We start from the raw sequence: 13,608 nt of genomic DNA on the forward strand, positions 1-13,608 counted from the left end.
CCGCGAACGGGGCTGGCCGAGAGAAGTATCGATCGCTTGCTGCCGGGGCCACGCTAGCAACAACTTTTGCCCGCGGGCAATGGCGAGGTGCTCCTACTTACGGCTGGTCAACGGCCGCCATGTGACGGTGCCATCGGACGACGACCCGGCACGTGCAACGGGGGCGCGGCCAGCCGGCCGCGCCCCCGGACGACGGTGCTCAGTGGAAGAAGTGCCGGGTGCCGGTGAGGTACATGGTCACCCCGGCCTCCTTGCAGGCGGCGATGGTCTCCTCGTCGCGGATCGAGCCACCGGGCTGGACGATCGCCCGGACCCCGGCCTCGACGAGGATCTTGGGGCCGTCGGCGAAGGGGAAGAAGGCGTCCGAGGCGCAGACCGCCCCGCGAGCGCGGTCGGCACCAGCCCGGCGGACCGCGAGCTGCGCCGAGTCGACCCGGTTCACCTGGCCCATCCCGACGCCGACGGTGGCGCCGTCCTTGGCCAGCAGGATCGCGTTGCTCTTCACCGCACGGACCGCCCGCCAGGCGAACACCAGGTCGCGCAGGGTCGCCTCGTCGGCCGCCTCGCCGGTGGCCAGCCGCCAGTTGGCCGGGTCGTCGCCCTCGGCGTCGATCCGGTCCCGCAACTGCACCAGCACCCCGCCGGTGACCTGCCGCCACTCGGCCGGCAGCGGGTTGAATTCCGGGGCGCGCAGCAGCCGGATGTTCTTCTTGGCCTGGAGGATCTCCACCGCGCCCTCGTCGAAGCCGGGAGCCACCAGGACCTCGGTGAAGATCTCCGCGACCTGCCGGGCCAGCGCCACGCTCACCGGCCGGTTGACCGCGATCACGCCGCCGTACGCCGACACCGGATCGCAGGCGTGCGCCTTGCGGTGCGCCTCGGCCACGTCCGCGCCGACCGCGATGCCGCACGGGTTGGCGTGCTTGATGATGGCCACCGCCGGCTGCGCCGGGAAGTCGTTCGCGGCCCGCCAGGCGGCGTCCGCGTCGACGTAGTTGTTGTACGACATCTCCTTGCCGTGCAGCTGCTCCGCCTGCGCCAGCCCGGCCGGGCTCGCCGGGTCGGCGTAGAGCGCGGCCGCCTGGTGCGGATTCTCGCCGTAGCGCAGCACCGCCTGCCGGCGCAGCGCCAGGCCGGCGAACTCCGGCCAGCCGTCGGCGGCCGGCGCCAGGGAGGCCGCGAACCAGTCGGCGACGGCCACGTCGTAGTCGGCGATGTCGGCGAAGGCCCGGGCGGCGAGGGCCCGCCGCTGGGCCAGCGTGAAGCCACCCTCGGCGAGCGCGGCCGCCAGCGCCGGGTACGCCGCCGGGTCGGTCACCACGGCGACCGAGGCGTGGTTCTTGGCCGCGGCCCGGACCATCGCCGGACCGCCGATGTCGATCTGCTCGACGCACTCGTCCTGGTCGGCGCCGGAGGCGACCGTGGCCTGGAACGGGTAGAGGTTGGACACCAGCAGGTCGATGCCGGCGATGCCGTGCTCGTCGAGCTGGGCGGCGTGCGCGTCCTTGCGCAGGTCGGCGAGGAGGCCGCCGTGGATCTTCGGATGCAGGGTCTTGACCCGGCCGTCGAGAATCTCCGGGAAGCCGGTCACCTGCTCGACCGGGGTCACCGGCACGCCCGCGCCGGCGATCGTGGCCGCCGTGCTGCCGGTCGAGACGATCTCCACCCCGGCCCCGTGCAGGGCCCGGGCCAACTCGACCAGACCGGTCTTGTCGTAGACGCTGACCAGCGCCCGTCGGATCGGGCGGCGCGCGTCCTCAGTGGTGCTCACGGAACCCTGACCTTTCTACCGGTGATCGTCCAACCTTCACGGACCAGCCGACCGACCTGCTCGACGAGCTGGCGCCGCTCGGCCTCCTTGATGCGCTCGGTGAGCGTCTCCTCGTCGTCGTCGTCCAGCACCGGCACGGCGACCTGGGCGACGATCGGCCCGGTGTCCATCCCGGCGTCGACGAAGAACAGCGTGGCTCCGGTGATCTTCACGCCGTAGGCGAGGGCGTCCCGGGGGCCGTGGATGCCGGGGAACGCCGGCAGCAGAGTGTTGTGGGTGTTCAGGTAGCGGTCGCCGAACGCGGCCAGGAACTGCGGGCCGACCAGCTTGAGGAAACCGGCGCTGATCACCAGGTCGGGCCGGTGCTCGGCGACCCGGGCGGTGAGCGCGGCGTCCCAGTCGGCGCGGGTCGGATGGTCCTTCAGCCGCTCCACAAAGGTGGGTACCCCGGCCGTGGCGGCCCGGTCCAGGCCGGCGATCCCGTCCCGGTCGGCGCCCACGGCCACCACCCGTGCGCCGTAGCCGGGGTCGGCCGTGGCGTCCAGCAGCGCCTGGAGGTTGCTGCCGGAGCCGGAGACGAGGACGACGAGGCGGGCGACGGACGCGGGCTCGGTCACCCGGCCACCCTATCGGGCAGGTCGGGGCGTCCAGCGTGCGGGCGGTGAACGTCGCGGGTGATCTCCGGGTGGTGCGGGCACGATACGCTGCCGTCGCCCGGTTCGTTGGCGTAGGCCCGGCCCGGTGTCGGCATCGTGACCTTGGTTCCGGGCCCGTCCGCCGCGGGGTCCCGGTGCTGGGCGAAGTGATGCGCAGCAGCAACGGACCATGGACCGTCGACCCCCAGTTTGAGGAGCACCCCGCAATGCAGCCCGGTTACCCCGGTCAGGACCCGTACGGTCAGCAGCCCAACCAGAACCCGACCTCCCCGCAGCACCAGGACCCGTACGCCCAGCCGCCGCAGGCGCCGCAGTACGGGCAGCAGCCCACCTCGGGCCAGCCGTACGGCCAGCAGCCCGACCCGTACGCCCAGCCGCCGCAGGCGCCGCAGTACGGGCAGCAGCCCACCTCGGGCCAGCCGTACGGCCAGCAGCCCGACCCGTACGCCCAGCCCCCGCAGGCGCCGCAGTACGGGCAGCAGCCCACCTCGGGCCAGCCGTACGGCCAGCCGACCTCCGGGCAGCCCTACCAGGACCCGTACGCGCAGCAGCAGCCGTACGGCGCCGCGCCGACGTACCCGGCCGCGGGCTACCCCCAGCCGCAGGGGCAGGGGCAGAACAACAACCTCGGCCTGATCGGCATGATCGCCGGTATCGCCTCGATCGTGCTGGGGCTCTGCTGTCCGCTGCTCGGCATTCCGGCCGGCATCGCCGGCGTGGTGCTCGGCGTGATGGGCCAGAAGAAGGCCCAGCAGGGCCTGGCGACCAACGCGGGCCAGGCCAAGGCCGGCCTCATCTGCGGCGGCATCGGCGTGGTCATCGGCATCATCAACGCCATCGCGGGCGCCGCGATCAACCTGAGCAACCTCGGCTCCTGACCCACCAGAAGGGGGGGGCGTCCGGCACCGCCGGCCGCCCCCCTTCTCCTTGCCCAGCCCACTCCGACCGGTTCGATCAAGAAGTTTGCGTCCGGGCTCCCGACGCAAACTTCTTGATCAACGCGGCGGGGCCGGCGGGCGCGGGGCGGCGGGGCGGGTGGGAGTGGCGCGGGTGGGGCGGGAGGGGGCGGGGGTGGCGGTGCGGGCGAGGGTCTTGGTGGCGGCGGCGCCGACCAGCGCGCCGGCGGCAACCACCAGGGTCGCCACCCCGGCCACCTGCCACCAGACCGGGCCGATCTCGGCCATCCGGCCGCCGCCGAGCGGACCGCCGGAGAGCGCGGCGGCCAGGCCGAGCAGCACCCCGGCGACCGGGCCGGCGAGCGCCGCCGGGACGAGCAGCGCGGGCCAGCCCACCGTCGCCCGCCCGTCGGTCGCGGCCCGCAGCAGCCGCCGGGCCAGCAGCCAGCCGGCCGCCATCCCGGCCAGCACCGGCACCGCGAGCAGTCCCGCGCCGGCCCCGTCCATCGGGCCGCGCGGCAGCCCGGCCAGCAGCGGTACGGCCGGCAGCGCGCCGAGCGAGACCTCTCTGACCTGGACGGCGGTGCCGCTGCCGACGGCGAACCCCGGCCCGAGCAGATAACTGGTCGACCAGACGGTGGCGTTCGGGGCGTATGCGAGGCTGACCAGGGTGATCCCCGCCTGACCGGCCACCCCGGTCCGGTACGCGCCGATCATGTCGGCCGCGTCGCCGCCCCCGGTGGCCACCGACAGGCCGGCCGCCCCGGCACCCGCAGCGAGCAGCAGCAGCCCGGCGACCAGCCCGGCCCGCACCCCGTCCCGCAGCGGCGGCGGGGAGCGCCGGGCCAGCAGCACCGACACGGCCGTGGTACGCGCCGCGCCGACCAGTGCGCACACCGTGCCGAAGATCCAGAAGGTCACCGCCGCCCGGACCGGGGACACCTGCGGGCCGCCGGCCCTGACCGCGATCGCGGCGACGGCGCCGAGCAGCGCGTACCCGATGCCGACGGCGACGGCGGCGGTGAGCGCCTGCCGGGGCGAGCGACCGCCGCGCGCGCCGATGGCCCGGCTCACGTGCACGCCGGCGCGGGTGAGCCGCCAGACGGCGAGCGCGGTGAGGGCGAGCGGCGCCAGGCCGAGCGGCCCGGCGGAGGTGCCCAGCGGCACCCCGTGGCCGAGCAGCCAGCCGGCGGCGCCGGCACGCAGCGCACCGGGCAGCGAGCCCGCGTCCGCGCTGAGCTGGGCCAGGCCGAGCACCAGGGTGACCGGCAGCCAGGACGTCACGGCCGCCCACCCGGCCGCCACCCCGGCGGCGACGGGCAGCGGGGCCCGGCCGCGCGACCCCTCCCCGGACCGGGGCGCGGGCACCCGCGGCACCGGTCGGGCACGACCGGTCGGCCGGGCACCGGCGGCGGGACGGCGGGGCTGGTCAGGGGTGACGGGTGGCATCGCGTTCTACTCTGGCATGTCACGCGGGCGACGGCAGTCCGATACCACTCCGGCGGAGCGGCGAGTTCCCTGATCCACCGGCTCTGCGCCCCCGATCCGGTTAGCCTCGGCCCAGGACGTGACCGTTCGTCGCCGGCCCGTCCGTCCGGAGGAAGCCGTGAACGCTCCGTACCCGCCGCCACCACCGCCGCCGGCCCCCGGCCGGGACCGGACCACTCTCTGGGGCGTGCTAGGGATCGTCCTCGGCCTGCTCTGCTGCGGCATCCTAGGCATCGTCTTCGGCTACCTGTCGATCCGGGACGCTCGGCGTTTCGGGCGTTCGCAACTGCTCGGCTGGCTGGCCGTCGCGCTGGGCGTCATCAACCTCATCGCCAGCGCGATCGTCCGGGCTCGGGGCGCCCACTACCCCTACTGGTACCGCTGATCCGCCGGGCCGGCCGCACCGGACTCGCCCGCCCAAGCGCCGCGCCACAAGCCCGCGGGGGTCGACCGGACCCGGTCGACCCCCGCGGTACGTGACCCGGCAGCTCAGCGGCCGGACATGATCTCCCGCATCAGCTTGGCGGTCTCGGTCGGCGTCTTGCCGACCTTCACGCCGACCGCCTCCAGCGCCGCCTTCTTCGCGTCGGCGGTGCCCGCCGAGCCGGAGATGATCGCGCCGGCGTGGCCCATGGTCTTGCCGGGCGGGGCGGTGAAGCCGGCGATGTAGCCGACCACCGGCTTGGTGACGTTGGCCTTGATGAACTCGGCCGCCCGCTCCTCGGCGTCACCGCCGATCTCACCGATCATCACGATGGCGTCGGTCTCCGGGTCCGCCTCGAACGCGGCCAGCGCGTCGATGTGGGTGGTGCCGATGATCGGGTCACCGCCGATGCCGACGCAGGTCGAGAAGCCGATGTCGCGCAGCTCGTACATCATCTGGTAGGTCAGCGTGCCGCTCTTGCTGACCAGGCCGATCCGGCCGCTGCCGGTGATGTCGGCCGGGATGATGCCGGCGTTGGAGGCGCCCGGCGAGGCGATGCCCGGGCAGTTCGGGCCGATGATCCGGGTCCGCTCGCCCTGCGCCACGTTGTACGCCCAGAGCGCGGCGGTGTCGTGCACCGGCACGCCCTCGGTGATCACCACGGCCAGCTCGATGCCGGCGTCGATCGCCTCGATGGCCGCGGCCTTGGTGAACTGCGGCGGCACGAAGATGACCGTGACGTCCGCCCCGGTCTCCTTCATGGCGTCGGCGACGGTGGCGAACACCGGCAGCTCGGTGCCGTCGAAGTCGACGGTCTGGCCCGCCTTGCGCGGGTTGACGCCACCGACCACGTTGGTGCCGGCGGCGAGCATCCGCCGGGTGTGCTTGGAACCCTCGGAACCGGTCATCCCCTGCACGATGACCTTCGAGTCCTTGGTCAGCCAGATAGCCATGATCAGACCCCCGCAGCCGCCAGCTCGGCGGCCCGCTCGGCCGCGCCGTCCATGGTGTCGACCCGCTCGATCAGCGGGTTGTTCGCGCCGTCGAGGATCGCCCGGCCGGCCTCCGCGTTGTTGCCGTCGAGGCGGACCACGAGCGGCTTGGTGACCTGCTCGCCGCGCTGCTCGAGCAGCGCCAGCGCCTGCACGATGCCGTTGGCGACCGCGTCGCAGGCGGTGATACCGCCGAAGACGTTGACGAAGACGCTCTTGACCGAGGGGTCGGAGAGCACGATCTCCAGGCCGTTCGCCATCACCGCGGCGCTCGCGCCACCGCCGATGTCGAGGAAGTTGGCCGGCTTGACGCCGCCGTGCCGCTCGCCCGCGTACGCCACCACGTCGAGGGTGGACATGACCAGGCCCGCACCGTTGCCGATGATGCCGACCTCGCCGTCGAGCTTGACGTAGTTGAGGTCCTTCTCCTTGGCGGCCTGCTCCAGCGGGTCCACCGCGGCCTGGTCGACCAGGGCCTCGTGGTCCGGGTGCCGGAACGCGGCGTTCTCGTCCAGGCTGATCTTGGCGTCCAGCAGCAGCAGCTTGCCGCCCTTGGTCTTGGCCAGCGGGTTCACCTCGACCAGCGTGGCGTCCTCGGCGACGAACGCCTGCCACAGCTTCACCGCGACCTCGACGACCTGGTCGGCCACCTCGGCGGGGAAGCCGGCCGCGGTCACGATCTCGCGCGCCTTCGCCTCGTCCACGCCGACGTTGGCGTCGATCGGAGCCTTGACCACCTTCTCCGGGGTCTCGGCCGCGACCTGCTCGATGTCCATGCCGCCGGCCACGCTGGCGATGCAGAGGAAGGTACGGTTCGCCCGGTCGAGCAGGTAGGAGAAGTAGTACTCCTCGGCCACGTCCGCGGTCACGGTGATCATGACCTTGTGGACCGTGTGACCCTTGATGTCCATGCCGAGGATGTCGGTGGCCCGGGCCACCGTCTCCTCCGCGCCCTCGGCCAGCTTGACCCCGCCGGCCTTGCCACGGCCGCCGACCTTCACCTGCGCCTTGACGACCACTCGGCCGCCGAGGCGTTCGGCGATCGCGCGGGCCTCCTCCGGGGTAGTGGCGACGCCGCCGGCGAGCACGGGCAAGCCGTGCCGCTCGAACAGGTCCCGCCCCTGGTACTCGTACAGGTCCACGATTGCGCGTCCCGTCCCGTCTCCGCGGCGCGCCCTCGCGCCGCCACCAGCGTTGGAAAATAAGTTTGACGCCTGTCATCAGATGAGACAGGCCATTTGCCGCAGCCTAACGAGATGGGAACCAGGGGCAACCGAGCGGGTGCGCGGTGTGCCGTAATGCACAGCCGCCGTTCCCGCTCATTCCGGCGGGCGGATCAGCCATCCGGGGGATTTACGGAAGAGGCGTAACCGCCCGGTGGGGGCGTCGTTGAGTCTGATGTCGGAGCGCTGGTACAGCGCGGCGACGGGAGCGGCCGATGCCCTGTCGGTCGAGGGGTGGCGGCGGGGCATCGTGCATAGAGGGGCCGGGCGTGTGAGGGGTGCGTCCGGCCCCTCCCCCTGTCCGGAGTTCCCCGGTCGCGTCCGCCCGGCATCCTTCTTTACCGCCGCTCACGCGAACACCGGTCGAGGACCGGGCGCGACCCGGGTCAGGCGACCGGCTGGGCGACGTTCTCCCGGACCCACTCGACGATCGACTGGGTGGTGGCGCCCGGGGTGAAGATCTTGGCGACGCCGAGCCGCTCCAGCTCGGGGATGTCGGCGTCCGGGATGATGCCACCGCCGAAGACCACGATGTCGGCCGCGTCGCGCTCGGCGAGCAACTCCAGCACCCGCTTGAAGAGCGTCATGTGCGCGCCGGAGAGCACGGAGAGGCCGACCGCGTCGGCGTCCTCCTGGATGGCGGTCTCCACGATCTGCTCCGGGGTCTGGTGCAGCCCGGTGTAGATGACCTCCATGCCGGCGTCCCGCAGGGCACGCGCGACGACCTTCGCGCCCCGGTCGTGGCCGTCCAGGCCGGGCTTCGCGACGACGACCCGGATACGAGAGCTCATCAGCGCACACCTTTCACCGGCTACGGCACTGTCACCTGAACGAACGGTAACCCGCCCGGTCGGGTGCCGGGAACCCGGGCCGGCACCGTTGGGGCCTGTCTCATACGACCGCGCCCGCGCCAGGCGGATCCGACGCGTGGAACCCGGGCGGCAGTCACCTGGAGCACCGCGCCCACTACCGCGCGCCCCCGTACGCCGAAAGCCGGACGCCTCCGCCGAACGGTCACTGTCCGCGACGAACGGACAGTGATCGGGCCCTCCAACCGGCGGCACGAGACATGACAAGAGCGGATGTAAAGGGACAGAAAGAAACACCATTTCGGCGCTTTGGCTTGTGACCAGTGTGGCTGTTGGCTAACGTGTCCACGGTTGTCATCAGGTCCACGGACGGGTGACGACGCGGCCACCGGACGTTCGACGGAGCTTCATCGAACGGCAGGAGGTCGCATCGGATCCCCGACAACGGAGGGTGTGCGTGCGCCAGCGCCTGTCGTCTGAGCCCGATAGATATCGCGGTCGACGCCGCGTACCCACCCCCCCGCGGAGCCGCTACGCGGCGGTCGTTACGACCGCTTTCGTGGGAGCCGGCATCGTCGCCCTCGGCGCGAACGCCCTCCCGGACGCCAAGAGCGTCAGCCCGTCGGCCATCGACGAGCTCAAGCAGGCCTCGATCACCAGCCAGGACGTGGCGAGCCGCGCCGACAGCGCTGACGTGGCGACCCGTGCCGACCGCGGGCAGAGCAAGGCCGCGACCGAGCAGGACACCTGGCTGCTGCCCCTGCACGGATACGACTTCAACGCGCCCTACGGCGTGCGCTGGGGCAAGCTGCACACCGGCATCGACCTGGTCGCCCCGGAGGGCACGCCGTACACCGCGATCCACAGCGGCAAGGTCACCAAGGCGGGCTGGTTCGGCGGCTACGGCTACGCGGTGATCGTCCAGCACCCGGACGGCAGCGAAACCATCTACGGTCACTCCTCCGCGGTCAGCGTCAAGGAGGGCCAGCAGGTCAAGGCCGGCGACCAGCTCGGCCTGGTCGGCAACACCGGCCACTCCTACGGCTCCCACCTGCACCTGGAGATCCATGTCAACGGCCAGCCGCAGGACCCGGTGCCGTGGCTGATGAAGCGCGGAGTGGACATCCAGATGGAAATCGAGACAATTTACAGTGAGACGCCTGCGTCCTGACGCTGCGCATCGTGCATTGACCGCCCGGATCGCATGATCTGGGCGGTTTTTCGTTGGCGCAAAGTTGGCTGGGTCACAGCGGGAAGTGTGAGCAGCGCCACCACCACGCATGATCCTTTTTTTAACAAGTCGCACTCAAACGGGCTTAACCCGGACACGATCGATCACCGGTCCGGCCCGGCCTACCGCACCCAGTACCCGCCACGACCGGAGCCGACACCAGTATTTCGAGGTCACGTGCCCCTCGACTGATGAAGGTCCCCGTGCAGGAAGCCAGCTCCAGCCAGAACGAGAAAACCCCGGACGCCCCCGCCCGGCATCGGCGGCGCGCGAGCACGGGTCGCCGTGCCACCTACCTGGTCCTCGGCGCGGTCGCCCTGGTCAGCCTCGGCTTCGGCGGCGTCTCCGTCGCCACCGCCGACCACGGCACCCCGGCCCCGGCCGCCGTCGACTTCGACGCCCAGGCCCGCGCCGAGGAGGCCGCCCGCGCCGACCGCTCCGTCCGCGAGTCGACCGCCCCGGTCACCCCGTCGGCCAACCCGGCCAGCCCGTCGCCGAGCCCGACTGCGGCCAACCCCACGCCGACGAGGACGGCCACCGCCAAGCCGAAGCCGAAACCGAAACCGAAGAAGATCGTCCCGCCGAAGCCCGCCTGGGTCATCCCGATGAAGGGTGCCACGATCACCTCCTGCTACGGGCCGCGGTGGGGCACCCTGCACGCCGGAATCGACTTCGCGATGCCCGCGGGCACCCCGATCCACGCGGCTACGGCCGGCACCGTGGTCAAGGCCGGTGACGCCGGCGACGGGTACGGCAACTCGGTCTTCATCGACCACCACAACGGCTACCTGACCCACTACGGGCACCAGAGCCAGCTGATCGTGAGCGTCGGCGACAAGGTGAGCGCCGGCCAGGTCATCGGCTACGAGGGCGCCACCGGCGACGCCACCGGCCCGCACCTGCACTTCGAGGTGCACCAGGGCGCCATGTGGAACCAGATCGACCCGGCGCCGTTCCTGCGCGCCCGGGGCATCGACGTGGCCTGCTGACGGCCACGGCACGAGGAGGGGCCCGGTCCGGCACCCGCCGGGCCGGGCCCCGCCGTCAGAGCTTGTCGATCGGGGCGTGCCGGAGCACCAGCCACATGGTCTGGTCGCCGAAGTCGATCTGCGCCCGGGCGCCCGGGCCGTGCCCCTCGACGGCCAGCACCCGACCCAGCCCGTAGCGCTGGTGGTTGACCCGGTCCCCCACCGACACCTTCGGCGCCTGCCGCAGCTCGCTGGCCGTGGACAGCCGGCTGGCGTCCACCCCGAGCCGCTTCGCGAGCTGGGTCGCCTTCGGCGTACCCCCGGTGAAGCCGCCCCGGCCGCCGGGCGCGCGATCCGCGCGGCCGCCGACGCCGCCGCCACCGCCGGCCCACGAGGTGTACGAGGCCTCGAGGCGCTCCCAGCGGACCAGCTCCGGCGGCAGCTCCTCCAGGAAGCGCGACGCCGGGTTGTACGCCGGCGCCCCCCAGGCCGACCGGGTGACCGCCCGGGACAGGTAGAGGCGCTGCCGGGCCCGGGTGATGCCCACGTACGCCAGTCGCCGCTCCTCCTCCAGCTCCCGGTTGTCGCCGAGCGAGCGCAGGTGCGGGAAGACGCCGTCCTCCAGGCCGCTGAGGAAGACCACCGGGAATTCCAGGCCCTTCGCCGTGTGCAGCGTCATCAGGGTGACCACGCCCTGGTGCTCGGGGTCGTCGGCGGGGACCTGGTCGGCGTCGGCGACCAGCGCCACCTGCTCCAGGAACCCGGCCACCGTGGCCCGCTCCTCCTCCTCGCCCAGCGCCTCGATCCGCTCGGTGTATTCGCGGGCGACGCTGACCAACTCCTGAAGGTTGTCCACCCGGCCGGCGTCCTGCGGATCCAGGCTCTCCTCCAGCTCGCTGAGGTAGCCCGAGCGGGTCAGCAGGGCCTCCAGCACGTCCTCGGGGGTGCCGGTCGCGGCCAGCTCGCGCGCCGAGTCGAGGAGCGCGACGAACTCGGCGATGCCGTTGGCGGCCCGGGTGGAGATCCCGGGTGCGTCCTTGGCCCGGCGCAGCGCCGCACCGAAGGAGATCCGGTCCCGGCTGGCCAGGGCCTCCACGCACGCCTCGGCCCGCTCGCCGATGCCCCGGCGCGGGGTGTTGAGGATCCGCCGCAGGCTGACCGTGTCGTCGTCGTTGACCACCGCGCGCAGGTAGGCCAGCGCGTCGCGGACCTCCTTGCGCTCGTAGAAGCGCACCCCACCGACCACCTTGTACGGCAGGCCGACCCGGATGAACACCTCCTCGAAAACCCGGGACATGGCGTTGGTGCGGTAGAAGACCGCGACGTCGCCGGGGCGGGTGTCACCCTGGTCGACCAGCCGGTCGATCTCCCGCGCCACCCAGTCCGCCTCGGCGTGCTCGGTGTCGGCCACGTAGCCGACGATCTGCTCGCCGGCTCCGGCGTCGCTCCACAGCCGCTTCGGCTTGCGGGAGGTGTTCCGGTCGATCACCGCGTTGGCGGCGTTGAGGATGGTCTGGGTGGAGCGGTAGTTCTGCTCCAGCAGGATCGTCCGGGCGTCGGTGAAGTCGCGCTCGAACTCGAGGATGTTGCGGATGGTCGCGCCCCGGAACGCGTAGATCGACTGGTCGGCGTCACCCACCACGCACAGCTCGGCCGGCGGAATCCCCTCGGTGCCGGAGACCAGCTCCTTGATCAGCACGTACTGGGCGTGGTTGGTGTCCTGGTACTCGTCCACCAGCACGTGCCGGAACCGGCGCCGGTAGCTCTCCGCGACGTGCGGGTGCGACTGGAGCAGGTGCACCGTGGTCATGATCAGGTCGTCGAAGTCCAGCGCGTGCGCCTCGCGCAACCGCCGCTGGTAGAGCGTGTAGGCCTCGGCCAGGGCCCGCTCGTTGGGGCCCTTGGCCCGGGCGGCGAACGCCTCCGGGTCGACCAGCTCGTTCTTCAGGTTGGAGACCTGGGCCGCCAGGCCGCGCGCCGGGTAGCGCTTCGGGTCCAGGTCCAGCTCGCGGGCGACCAGCTGCATCAACCGGCGCGAGTCGTCCGCGTCGTAAATCGAGAAGGTGGACTTGAGCCCGGCGTGCTCGTGCTCGGCGCGCAGGATCCGGACGCAGGCCGAGTGGAAGGTCGACACCCACATCAACCGGGCGCGCGGGCCGACCAGCGCGGCCACCCGCTCCTTCATCTCGCCAGCGGCCTTGTTGGTGAAGGTGATCGCAATGATCTCGCCCGGGTGCACGTCCCGCGCGGCGAGCAGGTACGCGATCCGGTTCGTCAGCACCCGGGTCTTGCCGGAGCCGGCGCCGGCCACGATCAGCAGTGGGGAACCGGCGTGGGTGACCGCGTCCCGCTGGGGACCGTTCAACCCGTCGAGGAGTGCCTGCGGGTCCGGCCGGACGGCCCCGGGCCGGCGTGACGGGGCCGGGCGGGACTCCGGCGCGGGCGGGGGCGCGGGAATGTCGAAGAGAGGATGCATCGCACGGCGAGTCTATGCCGCCCGGCGGACACTTCCCGCCCACGCCGGCCCGGACGAGACAAAGCCGTCAGTGCCCCATCCCATCTCTTGGCGGGTTTCCTTGCGCGCCGGGCCCGCCGGTCGGCATACTCGACGACGTGTTCGGTCAGCGCTTCTACTTTTACTACGGCACCGGGAGTCCGGCAGCCGTAGGTCGCGCCTGATCACAGACCTGCGAAAGCCCCGGGCTCCTGGAGCCCGGGGCTTTTTCGTCCCGGGATCCGGGCACCGGGCCCGAGACCCGAAGGGTACGACGATGATGACTGACGTGGTGGAGTCCAGCGGCAGCCCGGCGCGACACGACCGGACCGGCGACACCGAACCGACCGGGGCCGCTGCGGCGCGGACCGGCACCGACGACTCGGCGGCCGCCGAGCGGATCGTGGCCATCCGCGAACGGATCGACGAGATCGACCGCACGATCATCGCCCTCTGGCAGGAGCGGGCCGGGCTGTCCCAGGAGGTCGGGGCCACCCGGATGGCCTCCGGCGGCACCCGCCTCGTGCTGTCCCGGGAGCGGGAGATCCTGGAGCGGTTCCGGGAGGCGCTCGGCGCGGACGGCACCCAACTCGCGCTGCTGCTGCTCCGCGCCGGCCGTGGCCCGCTGTGAGGAAGTCGCCGGACATGACGAACCG

The 13,608-nt window shown here is 72.5% G+C and carries 12 protein-coding genes; 5 read left to right on the plus strand and 7 right to left on the minus strand.

Annotated elements, in window-relative coordinates; translation table 11 throughout:
- Nucleotides 1–199: 199 nt before the first annotated feature.
- Both purH and purN read right to left on the minus strand, forming a co-directional pair.
- Nucleotides 200–1,771, minus strand: coding sequence for a bifunctional phosphoribosylaminoimidazolecarboxamide formyltransferase/IMP cyclohydrolase (gene purH, locus A6A27_RS12945; protein ID WP_073834827.1), 1,572 nt, complete (start codon nucleotides 1,769–1,771; stop codon nucleotides 200–202).
- Nucleotides 1,768–2,388, minus strand: a complete 621-nt coding sequence (purN, locus tag A6A27_RS12950; protein ID WP_073834828.1) for a phosphoribosylglycinamide formyltransferase — start codon at nucleotides 2,386–2,388, stop codon at nucleotides 1,768–1,770. The genes purH and purN overlap by 4 nt, the downstream gene beginning before the upstream one ends.
- Nucleotides 2,389–2,633: 245 nt before the next feature.
- Between purN and A6A27_RS12955 the strand changes: the two genes are divergently transcribed.
- Nucleotides 2,634–3,305: a DUF4190 domain-containing protein gene (locus A6A27_RS12955; protein ID WP_073834829.1), complete on the plus strand. Its 672-nt coding sequence runs from the start codon at nucleotides 2,634–2,636 to the stop codon at nucleotides 3,303–3,305.
- 117 nt (nucleotides 3,306–3,422) lie between these two features.
- Here A6A27_RS12955 and A6A27_RS12960 read toward each other — a convergent pair whose 3' ends face one another.
- Entirely contained in the window at nucleotides 3,423–4,772 is a 1,350-nt protein-coding gene (locus A6A27_RS12960) for a cell division protein PerM (RefSeq protein WP_073834830.1), read from the minus strand.
- Nucleotides 4,773–4,929: 157 nt separating this feature from the next.
- Between A6A27_RS12960 and A6A27_RS12965 the strand changes: the two genes are divergently transcribed.
- Nucleotides 4,930–5,196: a hypothetical protein gene (locus A6A27_RS12965; RefSeq protein ID WP_073834831.1), complete on the plus strand. Its 267-nt coding sequence runs from the start codon at nucleotides 4,930–4,932 to the stop codon at nucleotides 5,194–5,196.
- A gap of 104 nt (nucleotides 5,197–5,300) precedes the next feature.
- On the opposite strand, the gene sucD is transcribed toward A6A27_RS12965, so the two are convergent.
- The 3 genes from sucD to A6A27_RS12980 form a co-directional block, all read right to left on the minus strand.
- Entirely contained in the window at nucleotides 5,301–6,188 is an 888-nt protein-coding gene (gene sucD / locus A6A27_RS12970; RefSeq protein WP_073834832.1) for a succinate--CoA ligase subunit alpha, read from the minus strand.
- A gap of 2 nt (nucleotides 6,189–6,190) precedes the next feature.
- On the minus strand, nucleotides 6,191–7,369 hold the full coding sequence (sucC, locus tag A6A27_RS12975; RefSeq protein ID WP_073834833.1) for an ADP-forming succinate--CoA ligase subunit beta: 1,179 nt from the start codon (nucleotides 7,367–7,369) through the stop codon (nucleotides 6,191–6,193).
- Between the two features lie 467 nt (nucleotides 7,370–7,836).
- The gene (locus A6A27_RS12980; RefSeq protein WP_073834834.1) at nucleotides 7,837–8,241 is read right to left on the minus strand and encodes a cobalamin B12-binding domain-containing protein; all 405 of its coding nucleotides are present in this window, start codon (nucleotides 8,239–8,241) and stop codon (nucleotides 7,837–7,839) included.
- A gap of 475 nt (nucleotides 8,242–8,716) precedes the next feature.
- Here A6A27_RS12980 and A6A27_RS12985 point away from each other — a divergent pair, with 475 nt between their 5' ends.
- Nucleotides 8,717–9,430, plus strand: a complete 714-nt coding sequence (locus tag A6A27_RS12985; protein WP_073834835.1) for a M23 family metallopeptidase — start codon at nucleotides 8,717–8,719, stop codon at nucleotides 9,428–9,430.
- Nucleotides 9,431–9,681: 251 nt separating this feature from the next.
- Complete coding sequence (locus A6A27_RS12990) at nucleotides 9,682–10,479, plus strand: M23 family metallopeptidase (protein ID WP_073834836.1); 798 nt, start codon at nucleotides 9,682–9,684, stop codon at nucleotides 10,477–10,479.
- A gap of 55 nt (nucleotides 10,480–10,534) precedes the next feature.
- Here the strand turns inward: A6A27_RS12990 and pcrA are convergent, their stop codons facing one another.
- Entirely contained in the window at nucleotides 10,535–12,934 is a 2,400-nt protein-coding gene (gene pcrA / locus A6A27_RS12995; protein WP_073834837.1) for a DNA helicase PcrA, read from the minus strand.
- 295 nt (nucleotides 12,935–13,229) lie between these two features.
- On the opposite strand from pcrA, the gene A6A27_RS13000 reads away from it, so the two are divergent.
- Nucleotides 13,230–13,583, plus strand: coding sequence for a chorismate mutase (locus A6A27_RS13000; protein ID WP_073834838.1), 354 nt, complete (start codon nucleotides 13,230–13,232; stop codon nucleotides 13,581–13,583).
- The last annotated feature ends 25 nt before the right edge of the window (nucleotides 13,584–13,608 follow it).

It is taken from the genome of Micromonospora sp. CB01531 (assembly GCF_001905095.1).
Lineage (GTDB): Bacteria > Actinomycetota > Actinomycetes > Mycobacteriales > Micromonosporaceae > Micromonospora.